The 20,775-nt window shown below is 68.6% G+C and carries 18 protein-coding genes; 8 read left to right on the top strand and 10 right to left on the bottom strand.

What is annotated here, in order from left to right; translation table 11 throughout:
• Window positions 1–8 precede the first annotated feature (8 nt).
• Complete coding sequence (locus OG452_RS03410) at window positions 9–1,007, top strand: LacI family DNA-binding transcriptional regulator (RefSeq protein ID WP_327294106.1); 999 nt, start codon at window positions 9–11, stop codon at window positions 1,005–1,007.
• A 72-nt stretch (window positions 1,008–1,079) separates the two neighbouring features.
• Here the strand turns inward: OG452_RS03410 and hisD are convergent, their stop codons facing one another.
• Together hisD and OG452_RS03400 are read right to left on the bottom strand one after the other, a co-directional pair.
• Window positions 1,080–2,441, bottom strand: coding sequence for a histidinol dehydrogenase (hisD, locus tag OG452_RS03405; protein WP_327294105.1), 1,362 nt, complete (start codon window positions 2,439–2,441; stop codon window positions 1,080–1,082).
• 109 nt (window positions 2,442–2,550) lie between these two features.
• Entirely contained in the window at window positions 2,551–3,462 is a 912-nt protein-coding gene (locus OG452_RS03400) for a LysR family transcriptional regulator (RefSeq protein WP_327294104.1), read from the bottom strand.
• 237 nt (window positions 3,463–3,699) lie between these two features.
• Between OG452_RS03400 and OG452_RS03395 the strand changes: the two genes are divergently transcribed.
• The 3 genes from OG452_RS03395 to OG452_RS03380 all read left to right on the top strand — a co-directional run bounded on the left by OG452_RS03395 (window position 3,700) and on the right by OG452_RS03380 (window position 6,599).
• On the top strand, window positions 3,700–4,575 hold the full coding sequence (locus OG452_RS03395; RefSeq protein WP_327294103.1) for a carbon-nitrogen hydrolase family protein: 876 nt from the start codon (window positions 3,700–3,702) through the stop codon (window positions 4,573–4,575).
• Window positions 4,576–5,020: 445 nt separating this feature from the next.
• Window positions 5,021–5,254 (top strand): hypothetical protein, encoded by a 234-nt coding sequence (locus tag OG452_RS03385; RefSeq protein WP_327294102.1) that lies wholly within the window; start codon window positions 5,021–5,023, stop codon window positions 5,252–5,254.
• A 328-nt stretch (window positions 5,255–5,582) separates the two neighbouring features.
• Complete coding sequence (locus OG452_RS03380) at window positions 5,583–6,599, top strand: YihY/virulence factor BrkB family protein (protein ID WP_327294101.1); 1,017 nt, start codon at window positions 5,583–5,585, stop codon at window positions 6,597–6,599.
• 181 nt (window positions 6,600–6,780) lie between these two features.
• On the opposite strand, the gene OG452_RS03375 is transcribed toward OG452_RS03380, so the two are convergent.
• Both OG452_RS03375 and OG452_RS35330 read right to left on the bottom strand, forming a co-directional pair.
• Window positions 6,781–7,974, bottom strand: a complete 1,194-nt coding sequence (locus OG452_RS03375; protein WP_327294100.1) for an FUSC family protein — start codon at window positions 7,972–7,974, stop codon at window positions 6,781–6,783.
• Between the two features lie 102 nt (window positions 7,975–8,076).
• Window positions 8,077–9,143 (bottom strand): IS630 family transposase gene (locus OG452_RS35330; RefSeq protein ID WP_442809945.1). Its coding sequence is split into 2 segments (ribosomal slippage): window positions 8,077–8,694 and window positions 8,697–9,143, totalling 1,065 coding nucleotides; the frame shifts between segments, so codons are not numbered across the junction.
• A 251-nt stretch (window positions 9,144–9,394) separates the two neighbouring features.
• On the opposite strand from OG452_RS35330, the gene OG452_RS03360 reads away from it, so the two are divergent.
• On the top strand, window positions 9,395–9,961 hold the full coding sequence (locus OG452_RS03360; protein WP_327294098.1) for a type 1 glutamine amidotransferase domain-containing protein: 567 nt from the start codon (window positions 9,395–9,397) through the stop codon (window positions 9,959–9,961).
• Window positions 9,962–10,205: 244 nt separating this feature from the next.
• The gene (locus tag OG452_RS03355; RefSeq protein ID WP_327294097.1) at window positions 10,206–10,655 is read left to right on the top strand and encodes a spore-associated protein; all 450 of its coding nucleotides are present in this window, start codon (window positions 10,206–10,208) and stop codon (window positions 10,653–10,655) included.
• A gap of 342 nt (window positions 10,656–10,997) precedes the next feature.
• On the opposite strand, the gene OG452_RS03350 is transcribed toward OG452_RS03355, so the two are convergent.
• The gene (locus OG452_RS03350; RefSeq protein ID WP_327294096.1) at window positions 10,998–12,173 is read right to left on the bottom strand and encodes an epoxide hydrolase family protein; all 1,176 of its coding nucleotides are present in this window, start codon (window positions 12,171–12,173) and stop codon (window positions 10,998–11,000) included.
• A 105-nt stretch (window positions 12,174–12,278) separates the two neighbouring features.
• Here OG452_RS03350 and OG452_RS03345 point away from each other — a divergent pair, with 105 nt between their 5' ends.
• A complete protein-coding gene (locus OG452_RS03345) occupies window positions 12,279–12,854 on the top strand; it encodes a CGNR zinc finger domain-containing protein (protein ID WP_327294095.1) in 576 nt (191 codons plus the stop codon).
• A gap of 188 nt (window positions 12,855–13,042) precedes the next feature.
• Here the strand turns inward: OG452_RS03345 and efeB are convergent, their stop codons facing one another.
• The 5 genes from efeB to OG452_RS03320 all read right to left on the bottom strand — a co-directional run bounded on the left by efeB (window position 13,043) and on the right by OG452_RS03320 (window position 19,592).
• Window positions 13,043–14,275, bottom strand: coding sequence for an iron uptake transporter deferrochelatase/peroxidase subunit (gene efeB / locus OG452_RS03340; protein WP_327294094.1), 1,233 nt, complete (start codon window positions 14,273–14,275; stop codon window positions 13,043–13,045).
• A gap of 96 nt (window positions 14,276–14,371) precedes the next feature.
• Window positions 14,372–16,522 (bottom strand): iron uptake transporter permease EfeU, encoded by a 2,151-nt coding sequence (efeU, locus tag OG452_RS03335; protein WP_327294093.1) that lies wholly within the window; start codon window positions 16,520–16,522, stop codon window positions 14,372–14,374.
• Window positions 16,523–16,604: 82 nt separating this feature from the next.
• Window positions 16,605–17,687 (bottom strand): phosphotriesterase family protein, encoded by a 1,083-nt coding sequence (locus OG452_RS03330; protein WP_327294092.1) that lies wholly within the window; start codon window positions 17,685–17,687, stop codon window positions 16,605–16,607.
• Window positions 17,684–18,697: a DMT family transporter gene (locus OG452_RS03325; RefSeq protein WP_327294091.1), complete on the bottom strand. Its 1,014-nt coding sequence runs from the start codon at window positions 18,695–18,697 to the stop codon at window positions 17,684–17,686. Before OG452_RS03325 ends, OG452_RS03330 begins: the two co-directional genes overlap by 4 nt.
• Before the next feature lie 142 nt (window positions 18,698–18,839).
• A complete protein-coding gene (locus OG452_RS03320) occupies window positions 18,840–19,592 on the bottom strand; it encodes a glutamine amidotransferase (RefSeq protein ID WP_327294090.1) in 753 nt (250 codons plus the stop codon).
• A 144-nt stretch (window positions 19,593–19,736) separates the two neighbouring features.
• Between OG452_RS03320 and OG452_RS03315 the strand changes: the two genes are divergently transcribed.
• Entirely contained in the window at window positions 19,737–20,744 is a 1,008-nt protein-coding gene (locus tag OG452_RS03315; protein WP_327294089.1) for a LacI family DNA-binding transcriptional regulator, read from the top strand.
• Window positions 20,745–20,775 lie beyond the last annotated feature (31 nt).

The following is a 20,775-nucleotide window of genomic DNA, read 5'->3' as shown; positions in this document are numbered from 1 at the left end:
GAGCGCTGATGGGGATCACCAGTCACGACGTGGCCAGACTGGCCGGGGTCTCGCAGCCCACGGTCTCCCGCGCGTTGCGCGACGACCCCCGCGTCTCCCAGGTCACTCGCGAGAAGGTCAAGCGCGCCGCCCAGGTGCTGAACTACGTGCCGAGCGAGGCCGGACGCACCCTCTCGACGAGTGCCACGCGGCGGGTCGGAGTCATCGTCACCGACCTGACGAACCCGTTCTACCCGCACATCATCGCCCCGCTCCACGACGAACTGAGCAGCCTCGGCTACCGCATGATGCTGATCATGGAGCGGTCTGACGAGGCAGTCGCCGAGGAGAGGCTGCTGGACCAGTCGATGGACGGCGTTGTCCTCGCGACGGCAACCACCGACTCCCGTCTGCCCGCCCAGCTGGAGCGGCGCGGCATGCCTTACGTCTTCCTCAACCGCGACACCGGCCGGGCCGGCGACTTCGCCTCCGTCGTCGACAACGAGGGCGGCGGGCGGCTCGTCGCACGGGAGCTCGTCGCCCTCGGGCACCGGCATATCGCCGGCGTCTTCGGCGCCGCCAACACCACCACGGGGCGCGAGCGCGAAATGGGCTTTCGGCTGGCTCTCGCCGAGAGTGGCATCGGACTGCGGGAGGACCAGGTGGTGCGCGGAGCGTTCGAGTACGACACCGGCTACCGGGCGCTGCCCGCCCTGCTCGAGGCGGACAGGCCACCCACGGCGGTGTTCTGCGGCAACGACGTCGTCGCCATCGGAGTCCTGAACGCGGCGCTCGCGGCCGGCGTCAAGGTCCCCGACGACCTCACCGTCATCGGCTTCGACGACCTTCCGATGGCCGCCTGGGAGGTGTTCCGGCTCACCACCGTCCGGCACGATCTGCGGGAGCTGTCTCGTCAGGCAGCGCGCATCCTGGTCCGGCGGATCGCCAAGGACGTCGACCCGGCGGGGGAACGCGTGGTCATCGGGACCGAGTTCATCCCCCGCGCCACCCACGCCCACGCCGGCTGATCCGTCGCGGCCCGGGCGCCGTTGGCTCCGGCGCCCGCTCCATGTTCCGGCGAGGGTGAGATGGGCCCCCTGTCAGAGCTGGTCGCGGAATGCGGCCGGAACCGCGTCGAACGCGCTGGACGTCCGCCCGACCCTGTCGATGCGGAGTGTCGCCGTGGCACCGTGGGCCGCCAGCCCCTCGAACGCCGAGATGCGCTCGACGGCGGGTGCCAGGGACGCGGTCCCCTCCTTTGACGCGCGCTGGTACGTGAGCGGCTTCAGGAACCGGGAGACGGAGAGCCCCGCGTTGTATCGGGCGGTCTTGCCTGTGGGCAGCACGTGGTTGGTGCCGGCGATGCCCTTGTCGGAATAGGCGACCGTCGACCACGACCCGATGAACAGCGATCCGTAGTTGGAGAGGTTTTCCAGGTAGTGGTCGTCGTCCTCGGTCTGGATCTCCAGGTGCTCGGGAGCGATCACGTCGGCGACGGCGACGGCGCCGGCCCGGTCATCCACCAGGATGACGGACCCGAAGTCGCGCCACGCCGGGCCGGCGATGTCCCGGGTGGTCAGGGACTCGAGTTGGCGCTCGATCTCCGCGATCACGGCGCGTCCCTGCTTCTCGGACGTGGTGATCAGGGCTGCGGGGGAGTTGGGGCCGTGCTCGGCCTGGCCCAGTAGGTCCGCCGCGACCCACACCGGGTCGGCGCTGGCGTCGGCGATGACGGCGACCTCGGACGGGCCGGCCAGCAGGTCGATGCCGACCCGGCCGAACAACTGCCGCTTCGCCTCGGTGACGAACGCGTTGCCTGCACCTACCAGCATGTCGACCGGGGCCTCGCCGAGCAGACCGAAGGCCATCGCTCCGAGCGCCTGGACGCCACCGAGCGCGAACACCCGATCGGCGCGCGACAGATAGGCGCCGTACAGCACGGCAGGGTGCGCGCCGTGCTCCCCGGACGGGGGAGTGCACGCCAGCACGGTGGGCACCCCGGCGGTCTTCGCCACGTTCACCGTCATGAAGGCGCTGGCGAGCAGCGGAAAGCGACCGGCCGGCAGGTACGCGCCGACGCGGGAGACGGGGACGTAGCGCTGGCCGCCGGCGACACCGGGTGCGACCTCGGTCTCGAAGTCCGTCAGGTGCTCGCGCTGCGCGGCGGCGAACCGGTGGGTGCGCTCGTAGCCCATCTCCAGAGCGATGCGGACGTCCGGGGGCAGGGCGTCTCCCGACTTCTTCAGTTCGGCGGCCTCGATCTCCAGGGCACCGGACCAGCCGTCCAGCTCCTGGGCGTAGGAGCGCACTGCGTCCATGCCCTTGCTTTCGATCTCCTTCAGCATCTGCGAGACCCGCTCGACCACCGAGGGGTCGCGCTGGGCGGGGGGGCCGTCCACGGACGGCTTCTTGAGCCACTGGAACGGAGGAAGAGCTTGTGCTTCGTCGTGCGTGATCTGCATGAGAACGACGCTAGACGCCACGCGTCCACAGGACCAGAGGGCTATTACCTGTCCAAACCACAGGGTTTCCCTGTCGGAGAGTGCCCGCACGGGCCCCGAGCTGTCCGGCTCAGAGGCCGAGCTCGCTGCGGATCTCGCGCAAGGTGTCCTCGGCGTTCTGGGCCAGCTCCCTCGTGGCCCGCGACAGCTGATGCCCCCTCCGTCTGACCAGGGCGATGGTGTCGTAGAGGGGGTCGGCGAACGGAGCGGTGTGCAGCCCGGCGGGAAAGGCAGGGCCGGTAACCACCGCCCGGCTCGCGATCGTGTCGCCCACCCCGGCGGCCACCAGGCCCAGTGCGGCCTCGACGTGTTCCAACTCGATCAGCGGATCGATGGAGACCCCGGCGAACTGGGCCCGCTCCGCAAGCTGCCGCCGGGTGGGGTCCTGCCACCCATAATGCGCGTCGTAGAGGACAAGGGGCGCCCGGGCGAAGTCCTCCATCGTCACCGGTGTGCGGGTTCGCTCCTCGCTCGCGCTGACGAAGAACACCTCGTCGCGCAGCAGAGGGCGCACGACCAGCCCGTCGTCGTCGATCGGCAGGACGACCAGGCCAGCCTCGATGCGTCCCGCGGCCACGGCTGCCGCGGTTTCGGCCGAGTTCTGCCCCACGAGCCGGACCCGGACGGACGGATACCGGGCGTGGAACTTCTGGACGAGGTCGGACAACAGGTAGTAGTCCGCGTTGCGGAGCACGCCGAACGTGGCGGTCCCGCCGCCCAGCGAGCCCAGCGAACGCACCGCGCGGGTCCCGCTCTCGGCGGCCTCCAGTGTCTGCTGGGCGTACGGCAGCAGTTCCTGGCCGGCCGAGGTCAGGGTCAGGGTGCGGCTGCCGCGCGCGAACAGCTCGGCGTCCAGTTCCGCCTCGAGACGGCGCACTAGTTCGGAGGCCGACGCCTGGGCGATGCCCATGGCCAGCGCCGCTGCGGTGAACGAACCGAGCCGCTCCGCCTCGACGAAGGCCCTCAGTTGGTTGAGGGTCATGCGTTGCCTGTCCTGTCGAGTCGGTGATCCGCGTCGTTGACGCGCTGATGCTCGTTCTACCACGGGGTTTCGGGGGGTGGGGGTCGTGCGGGCAACCGTGCGGCCCCCGGGTTCTTCCTGTGGATACCGCTGGAAGAAGGGAGCTTGTCCCGTGGGCGACTCGATGATTGGCTCGACTGGACCCCCGGACCCCCCAGATTCCCCGGACGCCACCGAGCGCGGAAGGCTACCCCAGCGATGACGACCCCCTTGTCGATCGGTCTCGTCCAGACGGCCGCACGGCACCACGCCGCCGACGACCTGGACGCGTTCGCGGCGGACGTACGGCGCGTCACCGAGGCGCACCCCGGCGTCCGGCTGCTCGCGTACCCGGAGCTGCACCTGTGCGGTCACAGAACCGGTGCGGACCCCGAAACGGTCATGACCGCGGCGGCCCAGCCGCTGAACGGACCGCGTGGCACCCGGCTGGCGGCCCTCGCACACGAACTGAATATCTGGCTCGTGCCGGGCAGCGTCTACGAGCAGAGCGCGGACGGCCGGATCTACAACACGGCTCCCGTCTACTCACCGGCGGGCGAAAGGGTCGCGGAATACCGCAAGATCTTCCCGTGGCGGCCCTACGAGACTACGGCGTCCGGCGGCAGTTTCGTGGTCTTCGACATGGAGGAGCACGGGCGTGTGGGCCTGACAATCTGCTACGACGCATGGTTCCCCGAGACCACCCGCCACCTGGCGTGGCAGGGCGCAGACCTCGTGTTGAACCTGGTGCGCACGCCCACCGTCGACCGTGCTCAGGAAGTCGTGCTCGCGCAGGCCAATGCGATCGTGAACCAGGTGTTCATGGCAAGCGTCAACGCGGCGGCGCCGGACGGCGTCGGGCGCAGCGTCGTGGTGGACCCCGAGGGGCACACGCGCTGCGAGGCCGGCCCCGGCTCGGAAGAGGTCTTGACGGACGTGCTCGACCTTGCGGAGGCCCGCCGGGTGCGCGCGCGGGGAACTGCGGACCTCGCCCGAGTGTGGGACCCGTTCGAGGACGCCCGACGGCCGATCGAACTCCCCCTGTACGCAGGCCGGATCGACCCCGAGCGCTGGCGCCGCGGAGCCCGCCCGTGAGTAGGCGGCTTTCGCGGTGACCGCCTGACCGGCCCGGCCCCTCCCGATGCGAGGGGCCGGGCCGGTCCAGGGGCGACCGGCGCATCGCCTACCTGGAGTCGGCGGACGTCTCGGGTTTCGCCTGGAGCAACAGGGCCCGCCGAGACGGTTACCGCACGGCCCTGGCGGAGACGGGCATGGCCCGGACGATGACCCCCGGCCGCGCCCACGGGGAGGCTCCGAGTCTGAAAGTGGCGGCGAGGCAGTGGAGTCGGCCCCTCGCATGAGCTACGACCCCGAGGCTCACCGGGACGCTGAGCGCGCAGGGTCACGAGGTGCAGTTCGCGGCCAACCACCTCGGCGCCTTCACGCTCTCCAGCCTGCTGCTCGACACCCTCGGGGCCGGGGGCGGCCCAAGGCGGTTGAAGACGTCGTCCAGTTGTCGGGTGCGCCCGGCGAACGGGAGATGTGCACCAAGAAGAGCGGCGCCAAGTCGGCGCTGGGAGGCGCGTATCCGGGCGCGAGCGTGCTCGCCCGCAGCGACCGGGTGCCCTCGCACAAGGACTCCGTGCAGAAGGTCGTCGACGCGCTCGTCGCCGCCATGCACTGGATCAACAAACACAGCGCGGCCCAGATCACACCGCCAAGCTGCCCGCGTCGTTCGTACAGAACCAGCTGGTCACCAAGGCCGACTACATAAAGGCCCTGGACGAGGACAAGGATCAGTTCAAGGCCAACAAGAAGGAGGGCTTCACCGCCACCACGTCCCCGGCCGGTGCCGGCGGCTGACCCACCCGCGCTCACGGTGCCGCCCCGGCGAACGAAGCCCGGGCGGCAACGGGTCTGTTCACCGGAGGGCCGGAAGTCGGTGCCCACCTGACGGAACGTACTCTCCTGGCGAAGTCGCGGGTTCAGATGGCTCGGGTCGGTTCATAACCAATGCCCGTGAATAAAGCTCTCCATTCCGTTTTATTGGTAGAACGGGTCCATGCGCTGGGAGGCAGCGTTTGATCGAGAGTGGGAGAGATATGTCCGACGCGCAGCATCGTGGTGAGGGCGGTCTTCATCGTCACGAGGGGAAGAATTCCGGTCGACGACCGGATGGTCCACCGCACGGGAAGAAAGAGGGACTGGCGCAGACCGTCAAACGCACTCTGGCGGAGTTCAAGGAGGATAACCTCCCCGACTATGCGGCGGCGTTGACCTACTATTCGGTCCTCTCTGTTTTCCCTGCCTTGATCGCGCTGATCTCCATCGTGGGTCTCGTCATGGATCCCAAGACCATCATCGACAAGGCCACGAACCTCATCAGCTCGATCGGCCCGGCCTCCGCGGTGAACACATTCAAGGGGCCGATCAAGGGGCTTGCCTCGAACCGGGGCACGGGCACCGTCATGCTGATCGTGGGCCTGGCCGGGGCGCTGTGGACGGCCTCCGGGTATGTGGGCGCCTTTATGCGAGCCTCCAACCATATCTACGAGGTGGAGGAGGGGCGCCCCTTTCTGAAACTGCGCCCACTGCAGCTGCTCGTGACGCTGATCCTGGTTCTTCTGCAGGCCATCGTGCTTGTCGCGCTGGTCGTGACGGGCCCGCTCGCGAGGAAGGTGGGCTCTGCGATCGGTGCCGGCGACGCTGCGGTGACGGCATGGAACTATGCCAAATGGCCTGTGCTGATTGTCGTCGTCGTGCTGATCTTCAGCATTCTTTACTACGCCTCACCCAATGCTCGCCTGCGGGGGTTCAAGACTGTTCTCCCGGGTGCTGGGCTCGCCCTGGTCCTCTGGCTGATCGCCTCCGTCGGATTCGCCTTCTACGTGGCCAACTTCGGCTCGTACAACAAGACGTACGGGGCGCTCGGCGGCGTCATCGTTTTCCTTGTGTGGCTGTGGATCACCAACCTTGCCATTCTGCTGGGGGCCGAGTTCAACGCGGAGCGAGAGCGCGGCCGTCAGCTCGCTGAGGGTGTTCCGGGCGCGGAACGTGAACTCCAGGTGGACGAACGTGACAAGCCCAAGCGCGATAAGGACTCCGGCACCGCGCAGTAGCCAACCACCCGTGCGGGGCCCGCGGTGGGCCGGTCACAGGACTGTCAGGACTGGCAGAACTGTCATGGGGCAGCGGGCCAACGGGCTCATTCGCCGCGCCCCGTCAGGCCGGTGCCGTTCGAGATATTCATGCTGCGTCGCAATTCGGTGGGCGGGCCGCCGGAAAAGGAGAGCGCCCCGCTCAGTCCTCGACCCAGCTGTGGAGGGTGTCGCTGGTGTACTGGACTTCCTCCATGAGGCGGGCGGCCTCGATGACGAGTACTCCGTAGGGCCGGGTGGGGTCGGTGAGCGGCAGAGCCTGGGCGTCGGCTTCGTCAGCGACTTCCCGGCGCCGTTCCTGAGCATCGCGGGTCAGGCCGGCCAGACGGTCGGTCTGCTGGGGCAGCGTGGTCTCGTCCAGGCTGCTCAGCGCGAGAGCAATCTCCGAGACGGCTTCCAGGAAAGCCGCGTACCGGTCCAGGAAGTGACGGTAACGGTAGTACTTCTCTTCTTCCTGCCACTGGTCGAGACTGCGCGTCAGGGAGGCCAGTTGGTACAGGGTCCTTTCGAGGGCATCGAGTACCGACTCGTATCCCTGGAAGCTGAGGTGCCGGCGGTGGCGCTTCAAGAAGCGTCGCGGGTTGTAGTGGAGGCTCTCCTTGGCGGTGTTGAGGCCGGCCCTGGCCTGGGCGATCAGACCGTCTGTGCGGGCCGACCGCTCGCGCCAGCGAGCCGTGGTGTCGGCGTCCAGTGTGCCGTCGCGCAGGGCAGGGTATATGTCGGCGGTCAGGTCGTAGAGGGTGTGCGCGAGGACACGGACGCTGTACTCGGCGCTGCGGTACCGCATCGGCGGGGCGACGGTGATGTTGACCGCGGTGCCGATGGCACAGCCGATGAGGACCATCAGGACGATCTGACCCAGTTGCGTGATCCGGGTCGTGGTGTCGGTGGCGCTGCTGTACGTGGAGAACGCGAAGAACGCAGCGGTGGCCACCTGCGACCCCTGTGTCCCCAGCACCCGTGACCGGCCGATGGACAACGCGATCAGTGCCACCAGCACGAATGCCAGCAGATCGGGTCCGGCGAGGAAGCCGAGCGCGGCCTGAACGGCTACTCCTGCCGCGACGGCGCCGACGTAACGCAGGGACTGCACCACGGACTGGTAGATGGTGACGTACATGATCATCACTGCGGAGAACGGCGCGAACGCCGGTGACTGCGCGTTCAGCCCGTAGAAGGAGACCATCCAGGCCAGCGAGGCCGCCAAGGTGCTTTTACCGATGAGAAGCAGAGTGTGCCGTTCGGAACCCGCGTACCGGAAGGCCCGTCCCCACCACTGCCCCGCCCGCGTGAACCACCCAGGTGGCCCCTTCGCGGCCGCCCCCTCAATCGTCATACCGAGTGCACCCTCTTCCTGTTTCTGCCCCGATTCCAAGAGGCGCGTTGCGGCCGCGAGCGGGCCGTTACTGAGGTTGAACTCGGGATGTCGTGCTGATGGTCAGGCGGGGCGGATGGTCAGGCCGGTCTCGGTGAGACAGCCGTCGATGAGGTGGCTGCGGTACTGGATGTGCCGCAGGCCGCGCCGGACGGTCTGGACGAGGTGTTCGGGGGTGCTGAAGGCGACGTTCGAGAGCCATCCGCGCCGTAGGAGTGACCAGATGCCCTCGACGGGGTTGAGGTCGGGTGCGTAGGGCGGCAGGTAGTAGATGGTCAGCCAGTCGCGGGTTTCGGCGAACTCTCTCAGGCCGGCTGCTTTGTGGACGTTGAGGTTGTCCCAGATGAGCACGATGGGGCCGTCGAGCTGCTGGTGGGCGGAGATCAGCAGGTCGCGGTAGTCGCGCCAGGAGAAGCTCTTGCGCCCGTCACGGTTGCCGTCGTCGCGGCGGGGCCGGTAGACCAGCCTCGACCGGTGGCCGGGTTTGTAGCAGGTCAGCGCTGCGATGGATATGCGCCTGCGGGAACGGCCGCGGACGCGGACCACCGGGGTGCGGCCGCGTGGCGACCATGTCTTTGCGTGCGGCGGCGTCATGGAGAAGCCGGCTTCGTCTTCGAAGACGAGCCAGGCTCCATGGGCCGCCGCGAGCCTTCCGCGCAGGGCCACACCTCCTTGACCCACCCCGCGACCGCGTCGTCGTCCCGCTCCATCGCTCTGCGGGCCGGTACCTGGCAAGACCAGCCGTTGCGCACCAGCAGCTTGCGCACGCCCTGGATCGTGTATGTCAGGTGAAAGCGTCGGCCGATCACCGTCGTGACCCGGGCAAGCGTCCAGCGCTGGTCCTGCCAGCCATGCGCGGCCGGGCCTTTGGCCAGCTCCGCTTCAAGCTGCGTGAACTGCTGATCGCTCAGTTTCGGCAGCGACGCTGGCCCCTGCGACCGCAAGGATCGCGGGCCGCCCTCGGCCCACGCGTGACGCCATCGCTGGACCGAGCGGACACTGACCCGCAGATCTCTGGCGATCGCTGTACTACCCTCGCCCAGGGCGAACCGCTCGGCCGCCTTGAGCCGTAACTCTTCGCGAAACTGCTGTCGTTCGGCGGTCAGCCCGCCCCCTTGTGGATACCGCATGACTCCGGTGATACCGCAGCCACCGACCAGTCGTCACCCCTTACGACACCACGAGTTCAGCCTCAGTAGGCCGCCCGGGGGCAGCCGGCGGGAATAAGACCAGGAATGCGGGTAACCCCCTGACTAGACCATAAACACTCTGTTCCAGCGCGACCGGGCGCCGCCGTCGCAGAGCCGCGCGGGTATCAGGACCCGGATGGCTCTTCCATCCGGGCACTCCGGTCGACGGACCACCCACAGAAAGGCGCATCATGTCCGACAAGCCGCTCAATGGTCACCGTGTCCTGGCGCTCGTCACCAATTACGGTGTCGAGCAGGACGAATTGCTCGTGCCCTTCACGCGGCTGCGTGAGGATGGCGCGGACGTCACTGTCGCCGCCGCCTCGGCGGAGCCCATCCAGACCCTGGTGGGGGACAAGGACGCCGGCGAGACCGTACAGCCCACCGCCACTTTCGATACGGTGGATCCCCGCGCTCACCAGCTGCTGCTGATCCCCGGCGGCACCATCAACGCCGACAACCTCCGGCTGAATGACAAGGCCATCGGTATCGTCAAGGCTTTCGCGGCATCCGGCCGCCCCATCGCCGCGATCTGCCACGGCCCCTGGGCTCTGGTGGAAGCGGGAGTCCTGCGGGACAAGACACTCACTTCCTACCCCTCGCTGCGGACCGACATCCGCAACGCGGGAGCGAAGGCATGGGTGGATGAACCGGCGGTGAGTGACTCCGAAGGCGGCTACGCCCTGGTCACCTCACGGACACCGAAGGACCTCGACGACTTCCTCGACGCGATTCACAAGGCTCTCGTCGGGTCTTGAACTTTTCTCCGCGGCCGGCGCAGCCGCTGCTCGTTGTCAGCGGCGGTTGCGACCAACCAGCGGACCTGGGCCCGCACGGTGCCCCCGGTGGCTTCGGCCCCCCCATGTGATCCGTCGCGTACGGCCCTGACGGGCCATCAACTCCCTCTCGCGGGACCCAGCGTGAATACGGCACAACTATCCGTGCCGCTCGCGGGTCACATCAAGTGGGAGCAGACCGCTCTCAGGGACGCAAGGGGGAAATATGAGAATCGCACGCAATATCGCGGCCGCCGGGGCGCTGACCGCACTGGCGGTGGGCGCCACGACCGCGCTCGGCACGACCGCCTCCGCCGCACCCAACATCACACCCCAGGGCGCCTGCGGCAGCGCCTACAAGACCGTGAACTCGGCGCCCATCGGCTCGCGGGGCACCGTCTACCTCACGTACAACTCCTCGAACGGCAAGAACTGTGTCGTGACCATCCGCTCCGCCCCGGGCAAGGCGACGTACATGTCCACGTACATCTACGTCCCCTCCACCGAGACGTCGGCCGACGACTCCGGCAACTACACGTCCTACGCGGGGCCGGCCTACGCCTACGGCAAGGGCTACTGCGTGAGCTGGGGCGGCGCCATCGACAACGTGTCCGTGTCGGTGGAGCACTCCAACTGCGCCGCCCTGAAGGAGCGCCGGGTCACCGAAGTCCGCTGACCCGCACCGTTCCCCGACCGCCCGGGGCACCGGGCGACCGCACCCCAGCCCGCGCCGCGCATCCAGCCGTCCGGGCGGAAGTCTCATACCTGCTTCACGCCGAAGCGGCGGCGGTGGCCGGCGACAAGCCGGGAGCGCTCCACCGGCGCCGCTTCGGTATGTCCGGTGGCGCTCACCGGCGTATCGGCCACGGACCTCGGGCACCGAAGTTCTGCCGCCGGATCGCGATCGGCTCGCCGCGCCCTGTCCGACCGCGTTCTACGTCTGGACGTACTCGGTCCGGAAGCCTCGGGCACGCCTTGATCGGATCAGCGGTGATCGAGTGTCGGCACCCTGCCGCGCTCACCGATCAGCGGCCAGCACTGCCGCGAGGCCTTCTTGCAGATCTTTGACGAAATACTCGGGAACCTCCAGCGACGGGAAATGCCCTCCGGTTTCGGGTGACCTCCATCGGACGATCTGTCGGTATCGCTCCTGTGCCCAGACGTGCGGGCACTTCTCGATGTCGTGGGGATACACGGTGAGTGCTGACGGGACGTCGACCCGAAGTCCGGGATCGAGCGAGTCGTGGCTTTCGTAGTAAATGCGGGCCGACGACGCTCCGGTCCGGGTCAGCCAATACAGGGTGACGTTGTCAAGAATGCTGTCTATGGAAACCGTCTCGAAGGGGCTGTCATCGGTATCTGTCCACTCAGCGAACTTGTCAAGGATCCAGGCGAGAAGCCCGACTGGTGAGTCGACGAGCGAGTAACCGATGGTCTGCGGTCGGGCCGCCTGCTGCTTCGCGAACGCCGCGCGCGGGCCGTCCCAGAAAGCGCGGGTCTCCTCGGTCCATTTACGCTCGGCCGCCGTCAGCCCCTGCGTTGTCAACCCGGGCGGTGCCTGCGGGGTCAGTGTGTGGATGCCGAGAACGTGCGCCGGGAACCTGCCGCCGATGACGGTGGTGATCACACCTCCCCAGTCGCCGCCGTGGGCTGCGAACTTGCTGTAGCCGAGTCTTTCCATCAGCTCCACCCATGCGGCCGCGATCTTCTCGATCCCCCACCCGGTGGTGGCCGGCTTCTCGCTGTAGCCAAAGCCTGGTAGCGAAGGGGCCACGACGTGGAACGCCGGCGCGTCCGCATCTTCCGGATCTGCCAACTCGTCTATTACCTCGCTGAACTCGGCAATGCTGCCCGGCCAGCCGTGCGTCATGATCAGAGGAGTGGCATCTGCGCGTGCGGACCGGCGGTGCAGGAAGTGGATTCCCAGGCCGTCAATAGTCGTGCTGAACTGGCCGATCCGGTCAAGGCGCGCTTCGAACGACCGCCAGTCGTACCCGGTGCGCCAGTAGTTCACGACACCGACGAGGTCGACGAGAGGAACGCCCTGTTCCCATCGGCGAGGGCCGGGCGCGGCGCGACAGACCGTCTCAGCCTCCGGTAGTCGCGCCGAGGCCAGCCGCGCGCGCAGATCGTCGAGGTCAGCGTCAGTTGCGTGGGCTTCAAATGCTTGCACGTCGCTGGTTGGGCGGGGCATGAGAACCTCCTGGCCATCGTGGAACCGGCAACGACCTACCGGCGAACCGGCTAAGGCGGTTCTACCGCGTCCTCATGGCAGCGCGCAACCGGCTAAGGTGGTTCCATGCGTACTGGGTTCCCTGACTTCCGCCTCGGTAGCGTGCTGGCGACCAGCTTCACGGGGACTCTGTCGGAGCGTCATGGCGACGCTGTGGAGCGCATTCCCACGCCGCACCGACTCGTCGACTGGCTGGCAGTGAACGGCCTCGCCGTGGCGTCCTGCACCGCTGCCCAGCTCGACCTCGCGCGGGAACTGAGGGAGTCGATTCACGCCGCCGCGACAGCGGCCGCGATCCAGGACGCTCTCCCTGTGTCTGCTGTCCAAGTGATCAATGACCGCAGCGCTCAGGGGCGGGCCGCGGCTTTTCTGACGCCCGAGGGTAATCGGCGATGGCTGCTCGGCTCGGCTTCCTGTGTGGAAGATGCCCTCGGCGTGATCGCCGCCGACGCGGTGAGCATCATCGCGGGCGAACGAGACGGAAAGTTGGCCTTGTGCGCATCACCGACCTGCCAAGCCGCCTTCTTCGACACCAGCCGGAGTCGCACCCGCAAATGGTGTGACATGAACACGTGCGGGAATCGTCAGAAGAAGACGCGCTTCCATGCCAACCAGCGCAAGAACGCCAGATCAGCGGGGTGATCGTTACCTCGGTACCTTCAAGCGGGCCCCACGGCCCCACGCCCGCGACACATGTGTCGCGTTGGGGCGCACCCCGACGGCACGACCAACTGGTCGTTTCAGGGCCGTAGTCGACGCGGTCACCAGCGGCCTGCTTCGCGCGACGGACGCCGGGGCCGGGCGGTTCCCCCGGAGTCCGTACGGCTCCGTCAGGTGAGCAGGCGACGCGCGTACCAGTCCCGGGAGTTGAGCACTCCGGGGAGGGTGAAGAAGTAGCCGCCGCCGAATGGCTGGACGTAGTCCACGAGGGGTTCGTCGATGAGGCGCTGCTGGACCTGTTCGAACTGGCGGTGCAGATCCTGCTGGTAGCACGCGAAGATGTGCCCGCACTGCAAGTTGCCGTTCTCGTCCATTCCCAGGTCGTAGTTGTACGAGCGGCGCAGCAGGCGCTGGCTGTTCGTCGCGTGTGTACGCGGGTTCGCCAGCCGGATGTGGGAGTTGAGCGGAATCACCTGGCCGTGGGGGTCCTTGGCGTAGTCGGGGATGTCGGTCTCCGCGTTGCCGTCCAGCGGGGCGCCGCTGTCGCGGCGGCGGCCGAACATCATCTCCTGCTCGTTGATCGAGACCCGGTCCCAGAACTCCACGAGCATCCGGATCAACCGCACGACCTGGTAGGTACCGCCCTGCGCCCAGGCGGGCTCGGCCGGGTCGTCCACCCATACCAGGCCCTGAGCCGTCCCGGGGGCGGGGTTCGCGGTGCCGTCCTTGAAACCGAGCAGGTTGCGGGGGGCGCCGGAGGGGCGCGGCGGCGATCCGTACCCTTCCATCCTCCAGCGCAGCTGCATGCCGCCCCGGGTGTGCTTGGTCAGGTCGCGGATCGCGTGGTGGAGGGTGTCAGGGTGGTTCGCGCAGAGCTGGAGCAGCAGGTCACCGTGGCTCCAGCGGGCCTCGGGCGCATCGTTGGGGAAGGTCCGCATCGGGGTCAGGCGGAGCGGCTTGGCATGTGAAAGGCCGTACCGGTCGTCGAAGAGGCTCGACCCGACGGCGAGGGTGACGGTCAGGCCGTCGGCGGGGACATCGGGCCCCAGCACGTCGCTGTCCGAAGGAGGCTGGCTGACGCCCAGATCCGGTGGGGTCCCGCCGGAGGTGAGGAAGCGGGCCCGCTCCGTGAGGGTATGCATCAGGTCGACCAGTTCCGTGCGCTTCGCCGCTGTCGCGTCGAACGCGGCGAAGGCGGAGAAGCGCTGCTGGTGCGGGGGGCCCGGGGTGAGGATGCCCGACTGGTGGGCGCCGTGGAAGGGGTAGGACGACGCCTCGTGGGAGCTGTGGCCGCCGCTGTTCGCGTCGGCGCGGGCACCCGCGGCGAGAAGTCCGCCCGTCAGGGCGGTGCCGGCGGCTCCGGCGGCGCCGCCCTGTATGAACGTGCGTCGGCTGACGCCCATGGCAAGTCTCCTTGATCGGTCGTGACGACGGAGCGGATAGAGGTGGGGACACCCGGCGGTTTGGGTCCGGTTTCGTCCGGCGCGCACGCGCGCACATCAGCGGGAGATGGGCACCTCAAGGAGGTCGGGGACCGAGGCAAGGGTCTCCAGCACGCTGCCGATACGGGCATCGACCTGCTGGCGCCGGGCCAGGGGAACGTCCTGGAAAGACTGCCGGCCGCTGCCGGTACGGATCGCCCGCAGCGCCGATTCCAGCGAGTCGAGCTGGGTGGCGGCGGTCGGCAGCAGCTTGGGTGAACGGGGCTTGATGAGTGGTGCCAGCTCGGCCAGGACCACCCTGGTCCCCTTGATGTCGGCCTCGGTCTCCGCGTACATGGCGCCGGAGCCCTGGTCGGCCGCGCCGGTCAGACGGTCCCGCAGGGCGTCCTCAAGGATTTCGTGGGAGCGCACCGGGAGGTCGGTCGGATCGACTGTGACCTGGGGAAGATTCTTGCGCAACGTCGCGACGTCCGTCTCCAGCCGGTCGGCGACGGGCAGGAGTTCGCCGGTGCTGCCGTTGTGCCACAAGCCGTACTCCAGGCGGTGCAGGCCGGTGAAGTCCTTGTCGTGGACGCCACCGGGCAGACCTTGCGGCAGCCCGTCGATGGCATCTCCCAGGTCCCCGAAGCTCCCGTAGGCGGCGCCGATTTCGTCCCAGGTGAGCTGGGCGGGCAGCCAGTCCTTGCGCGCGGCGTCCAGGTGGGGGCCGGCGATGTCGTGCCGGACCGCTGCGACCTGCTTGGCCAGGGTGGCCAGCTTGGGCGCGACGTAGGCGCGGTACTGAGCTGCCGCGGGCTTGAGGTCGGCCACGGACACCCGCTTGACGGCGACCGGGGCCTTGCCTCCGGAGCCCGGGCCGGCGCCTATGGTCACGGTCTGTGAACTCTTCGTCCCCTGGCCCGACATCAGGCATTTGAAGGTGTACTCACCGGCGCCGAGTGTGGCGCTCATCGAGCCGGTGGTGGCCGGCCCGAGCGTCTCGATCTCGGCGACGATGGCCCCCGAGGAGTCGTCCAGGTTGATCTCGCCCGCCCGCCCGGACCGGTTGACCACCTGGAAGGTCTGCGCACCGCTGTGCGCGGTGGACCACCCAGTCGCGCAGCCGGACGATGTCACGGTGACCTTCGTGCCGGCCGCCGCGCTGCCGCCCGACGGCAGGAACACCACGGCGCCCGTCGCCAGCAGAGCCGGCACCATCACGATCACGGCGCCGACCGCCCACGGACTGCGGCGGCTCAGGAAGCCGGCGCGGTCCGGCGGGGCGGAGGAGGCGCCCGCAGGGGCGGTCTGTGCCTGCGGGACCGGGGCGCCGGGGGCCTGGGTGCCCGCCGGCTGTCCAGCCGCGGGAGAGGATTTCGACTCCGGCTTGGAGGGGGCTGTGGCGGGCGAACGCGAGGCTCTGACGAACAGAGTGACGGCGACGGCCAGGTACACGGCCCACGCGACGACCTGGAGCACCGTCATCCGTGTGGTGAGCTCGGTCACGCCCGTGATGAGAGTGACCCACCACGAACTGGTCGGGATCGTCCCGCTGACGTCGAACGCCAGCCAGGTGCGGCCGGGGAGCAGGCCGGCGTTCTGCAGCTCGCCGAGGCCGTACGCCAGCACGCCCGCGGTGATCACGAGCAGTGCGAGGGCGGTACGGGAGAAGAACACGCCCAGGTTGATGCGGATCGCCCGGCGGAACAGCAGCCAGCACACCAGGCAGGCGAGCGCCAGCCCGAGTCCGGCTCCGACGAGAGGGGACACCGTCTCACCGGAGGCCCGGGCGGCCGTCCACAGGAACAGAGTGGTCTCCAGACCCTCCCTGCCCACGGCGAGGAAGGCCGTGGCGGCGAGCGCGCCCGCCCCCACCTGTGAGGCGGCCGCCACCTTGGAGCGCAGTTCGCCCGACAGGCTCGCGGCGGTCTTCCGCATCCAGAAGACCATCCCGGTCACCAGGATCACCGCCAGGACACTGAGCAGGCCGCCCACCGTCTCCTGGCCGCTGCTGGAGAGCACATCGGTGGAGAACGTCAGCACCGTCGCGAAGCTTGCGGCGACGGCGACCGCCCCGACCACGCCCAGCCACACGGGCGCGGTGGACACACGGCGGCCCTCGCCCGCGGTACGGCGCAGCGCGGCCAGCAGGATGCTGATCACCAGTCCTGCTTCAAGTCCCTCCCGCAACCCGATCAGCAGGTTGGGGAACGCGTCAGCCCAAGTCATAGAAGTAAGGTAAGCCATGCCTCAGACTTGATGGTCTTGGCCCCCTCGTACGTGGGCACGGCCCCTGCCGAGTGGCCCGGTCTCACGCCCGGTCGTGTCGGCGCTGCGAGGGGCCGGCGAGCATACGGACCGGGTTCTGCCGGGTGAGGGTGTCGATCAGATCGCGGTTGATACCCCGAGAGACGAGCATTTCGGCGAAGACGGTGGGCACATGGATAAGCCCGTTGCCACCATGCTGGGTCCACATCTGCTTGAGGAAGAGGTCGTGGCTTAGCAGGAGTTGCCGAGCGTGGCCGTCGTTGATGTGGCGGGCGACGGCGTCCGCGGTGGCGGTGGACGCGGGCGACTCGCCCTCCTTGGGGAACGTGACGTCCATGCCGATCATGTCGAATTCGAGCCATACACCGCGATCCGCCACCGAGCGCTGGTAGTCGACGTCGGCGCCGGAGGGATCCATGTGCGCGAGGACGACCTTCGCCGGTTCGACGCCGATCTCGCCGAGCACGACGTCGAGCACCTCGTGCGCCCGCCGTTGCCAGCCGGGCAGGTGGATCATCAGCGGAACGGAAGGGTGGTCGAGCTGGGCGAGGGCCGCCGCACGGAGCGATCCGTGCTCCGCCGCGGTGAACTGGGGGGACACCCCGATCTCGCCGATGACGCCAGGCCGGATGCCGGAGTCCCCGACACCGTGAGTGAGCTCGTTCCCGATCGCGGCCGCCTGCTCGTCGACCGTACCAGCCGGGTTCCGCGTGGCCTCGAACTTCTCCAGGTAGGCGCCGCAGCCCATGACGATGTTGAGGCCGCTGCGTCGCGCGAGGTCGAGGAGGCGTTGCGGGTCGCGTCCGATGGCGGAGCTGGACGTCACGTCGACGATCGTGCGCCCGCCGACGGCCTGGAAGGCAGCCACCTCACGGTGCACGTCCTCGACCGGCTTGGCGGCGATGTTGTCGGCGCAGCAGTAGGGGTCGTGGCGCAGCGCCCAGGCGGACGAGGCGCTGACCTGCTCGTCCTTGAGTGCCGCTGAGAACGGGTAGCTCGGTTTGTCCAGAACGCCCGACAGGTTGTTGAACAGGTGCTCGTGGGGCAGGACGAGGCCCAGTCCGGCCGCGGGCACGGCTCCGGCCACAGTCTGCACGTACGGGTCCGCGCCCGTGCCCCCGGTCATGATGTCCGCACCGAGGACGCGGAGCGGGAGGGGATCATGCCGATACCCGCGGCGACGAGGGCGATGACGGTGCCCAGGACGGTCACGGCGTGCAGGGGCTGGCCGACGGACGGGCTGATCACGTCGAGAATCAGCGAACCGGTCAACTGGCCCGCGATCGAGGCCAGTCCGAGCAGAAGCAGGCCGAGGCCCCGTACGAGCAGTGCCATGAGAGCGATGGAGAGCAGGCCGAGCACACCGCCCGTGTACATCCACCAGGTGCTGGGGAGCGTGAACCTCACCGAGCCGGTGGAGGCGCGCACCAGCAGGCCGATCCCGAGGACGACGAATCCTACGAGGAAGTTGAGGCCGATCGAGACCAGCATGGATCCGCTGCCCGTAGCCACGGCCGAGTTGCCCGCGGGCTGCCAGCCGGCGAGCAGTCCGGCGGCGAACGGCAGGACCGCGAGCGCGATGGTTCCGGGTACCTGGAAGTTCGGCGATATCGCGACGGCCGTCGCGACGATGGCAAGCAGGGCGCCCAGTCCGCGAGGAAGCGTGATCGGCTGCTTGACCGTGGACGTCGCTCCGACGCGGTCGCAGACCACGCCCGAGATGACCAGCCCGGAGATCAGCGCGATCTGGAAGACGGCGACGCCGAGGGTGCCCACCGTGACGCCTTCGGAGAGCACGACGGCGGCGCCGCACAGGCCGGCGACACAGTTCCACCAGGGAATGGTGCCGTCGCGGAGCAGGCGGGGGAGGCTGAGCGCCTGCCGGCGGGTGGCGTGGCGGGCGAACACGATGACGGCCATCAGGATCAGGCCGGTCCCGAAGGAGATGACGGCCGCGGCGTTTCCGTCGTTGATGTTCTTGCCCAGAGCGCCGTTGACGGTGGATTGCAGGGGGCTGAGCAGCCCGGCCAGCACGGTGGCCAGGACCAGTACCGCCGTGGTGGTGCGGCGGGAGGTCCGCGCGGGCGCTGCGGACACGGTGTCCGGTTCGGGTCCTGCGGTGTTGAGGCTTGTCATCGTGTATTCGCTCTCCTTTGAGCCAGTATGTCCGACGGGACCGATGCAATCTCTGGGCGTGTGGGCTGTTTCATAGCGGCCGTTGCGGCCTTGTCGGCCCGACGGGCGGTGGAGCCCGGCGGGCCCGGCACATGGGGTGGGTTCAATCCTGGGCGCCGGCGAGCCAGGTGACGGCCTGGTCGAAGAGCGGCTGGTAGCCCTTCCACTCGATGAACTCGGCCGGCGCCCAGTGCGGTGAGATGTCCGACGCGAAGGCGAGCGTGCGCCCGGCGCCTTCTTCGCGGACCGCGAGCAGGGGGCGCGATTCGATCGTGGCGAGCACGCGCGCGTCCGGCTTCGCGGTGAGCCGCTGATAGCCGAGGAGGATCGGCCACTCCGGCTCCAGCCCGGCCGTGATCTCGTGCGTTTCCCGGGTGAGCTCACCGCTTACGCCCTCGGGGCACTCCACGCGGTCGTCGTACGGGAGGATCTGCACCGGCAGGATGTCCTCGATCGGAGTGCCGTGGTAGTTGGCCTTGGCCTGGAACCCCTGAAAGCTCAGGTATCCACCGGCCATGGCGAGGCCACCGCCCTGCCGGACCCACTGCGCGAGGAGCTTGAGCCGGTTGGGGAACTGGCGGCCCTGTGCGAACACCTGCGGGTGGAGCAGCAGCGAGTTGGCGCCGATGTCCGAAAGGATCACCACGTCGTAGGCGTCGAGCTTCTCCAGGGTCTCCGGGAACTGGGTCGCCACATCGTGCGAGAGCAGATGCGTGACCTCGTGGCCCGCACCCCGCAGGGCCTGGAGCAGCGGGGTGACGCCCACCTCCAGCTGGGCGTGGGGGAAGGCGTCGTAGCCCTTGAAGTCGGTGGATGCGTTGATCCAGGACTCGCCTGCGATGAGTACGCGGCTCACACGTACCTCCTTCTGGTGATCTCACACAATATGAAACTTGCGCAATGTTTGCGCTGATGTTGCGCAACAATAGAAGCGGGTCGATGCGCCGTCAATGCTCTGCCGGTCGCGCACTAGACTGCGAACAAGGCGAGGGAGGTTCAGATGACGTTGACCAGCGTTGCGCAACGTGCGCAGGTGTCGGCCTCGACGGTGTCGCGGTACTTGCGCGGGCAGCTGAAGGTGCAGCCGGACACAGCGGCTCGGATCGATGCCGCCGTACGTGAGCTGAACTACGAGGTGCCGGTCGCGGCCCCGTCCGGCCCACACGCCGGCCGCCCGGTGATCGCACTGGTCGTGCCGGACCTGATCAACCCCTTCTTCGCGGAACTCGCCGAAGAGGTCGCCGCCGCGGCTGCCGTCAGCGGAGTGGGGCTCGTCGTGGGGATCACCGGCCAGCAGGCCCGGCGCGAGTCGCTCTTCAGTGACTTCGCCGCCTCGACCGAGGCCATCGACGGGCTGATCTACGTCGGGATGCACCGCCAGAACCCCCGGCTGACCCGGGCGATCGCCGAAGGGCTGCCCGTGGTCCTCCTGGACGAGGAGGTGGCCAGCCCCTCCGAGGTCGACACCATCGCCGTGGACAACTACAGCGGCGCCTACCAGGCGACGACCTATCTCGTGCAGCTCGGGCACCGGCGCATCATGCACATCGCCGGACCGCGAGAGCTGTCCACCACCCGTGACCGGCTGCGCGGCTACCGGGATGCCATGGACCACGCAGGACTGGACATCGACGAGGACCTCGTCCTGCACGGCCCCTACACCGAGCAGTTCGGCGCCAGTACGTTCCCCTACCTCCCGCGCGCCGCACAACCGCCGACGGCGGCCTTCGTGGGCAGTGACATCGTCGCGGTCGGCATCCTCGGTGCGGCCGAACTGCACGGGCTGCGCATCCCGGAAGACCTCTCCGTCATCGGCTGCGACGGCATCCGGGTCGGGGAGTGGCTGCGCCCCAAACTCACCACTCTGCAGCAGCCCGTCGCCGATCTCGCGCGCACGGCGCTGGAAGTGGTCCAGAACCGGATCGAAGCCCCGGACGGCGCCCGGGTGGCGAAGTCCTTCCCCCTGCACCTCGTGATCCGCGGCTCCGCGGTTCCCCCGCAGCACTGACATCCGCGGTTCCCCGCGCAGCACTGACAGG

The sequence above is a fragment of the Streptomyces sp. NBC_01197 genome (assembly GCF_036010505.1).
Classification (GTDB): domain Bacteria; phylum Actinomycetota; class Actinomycetes; order Streptomycetales; family Streptomycetaceae; genus Streptomyces.
This window is presented reverse-complemented; position numbering and strand designations above follow the sequence as displayed.

Coding starts and splice junctions, on each gene's coding strand:
- OG452_RS03380 (WP_327294101.1), top strand. CDS start 5,583: ATGTCCGACGCGCAGCATCGTGGTGAGGGCGGTCTTCATCGTCACGAG.
- OG452_RS03350 (WP_327294096.1), bottom strand. CDS start 12,173: ATGCCCCGCCCAACCAGCGACGTGCAAGCATTTGAAGCCCACGCAACT.
- OG452_RS03315 (WP_327294089.1), top strand. CDS start 19,737: ATGACGTTGACCAGCGTTGCGCAACGTGCGCAGGTGTCGGCCTCGACG.
- OG452_RS03325 (WP_327294091.1), bottom strand. CDS start 18,697: ATGACAAGCCTCAACACCGCAGGACCCGAACCGGACACCGTGTCCGCA.
- OG452_RS03375 (WP_327294100.1), bottom strand. CDS start 7,974: ATGACGATTGAGGGGGCGGCCGCGAAGGGGCCACCTGGGTGGTTCACG.
- OG452_RS03400 (WP_327294104.1), bottom strand. CDS start 3,462: ATGACCCTCAACCAACTGAGGGCCTTCGTCGAGGCGGAGCGGCTCGGT.
- OG452_RS03330 (WP_327294092.1), bottom strand. CDS start 17,687: ATGACCGGGGGCACGGGCGCGGACCCGTACGTGCAGACTGTGGCCGGA.
- hisD (WP_327294105.1), bottom strand. CDS start 2,441: ATGCAGATCACGCACGACGAAGCACAAGCTCTTCCTCCGTTCCAGTGG.
- OG452_RS03410 (WP_327294106.1), top strand. CDS start 9: ATGGGGATCACCAGTCACGACGTGGCCAGACTGGCCGGGGTCTCGCAG.
- OG452_RS03385 (WP_327294102.1), top strand. CDS start 5,021: ATGTGCACCAAGAAGAGCGGCGCCAAGTCGGCGCTGGGAGGCGCGTAT.
- OG452_RS03360 (WP_327294098.1), top strand. CDS start 9,395: ATGTCCGACAAGCCGCTCAATGGTCACCGTGTCCTGGCGCTCGTCACC.
- efeB (WP_327294094.1), bottom strand. CDS start 14,275: ATGGGCGTCAGCCGACGCACGTTCATACAGGGCGGCGCCGCCGGAGCC.
- OG452_RS03355 (WP_327294097.1), top strand. CDS start 10,206: ATGAGAATCGCACGCAATATCGCGGCCGCCGGGGCGCTGACCGCACTG.
- efeU (WP_327294093.1), bottom strand. CDS start 16,522: ATGACTTGGGCTGACGCGTTCCCCAACCTGCTGATCGGGTTGCGGGAG.
- OG452_RS03395 (WP_327294103.1), top strand. CDS start 3,700: ATGACGACCCCCTTGTCGATCGGTCTCGTCCAGACGGCCGCACGGCAC.
- OG452_RS03345 (WP_327294095.1), top strand. CDS start 12,279: ATGCGTACTGGGTTCCCTGACTTCCGCCTCGGTAGCGTGCTGGCGACC.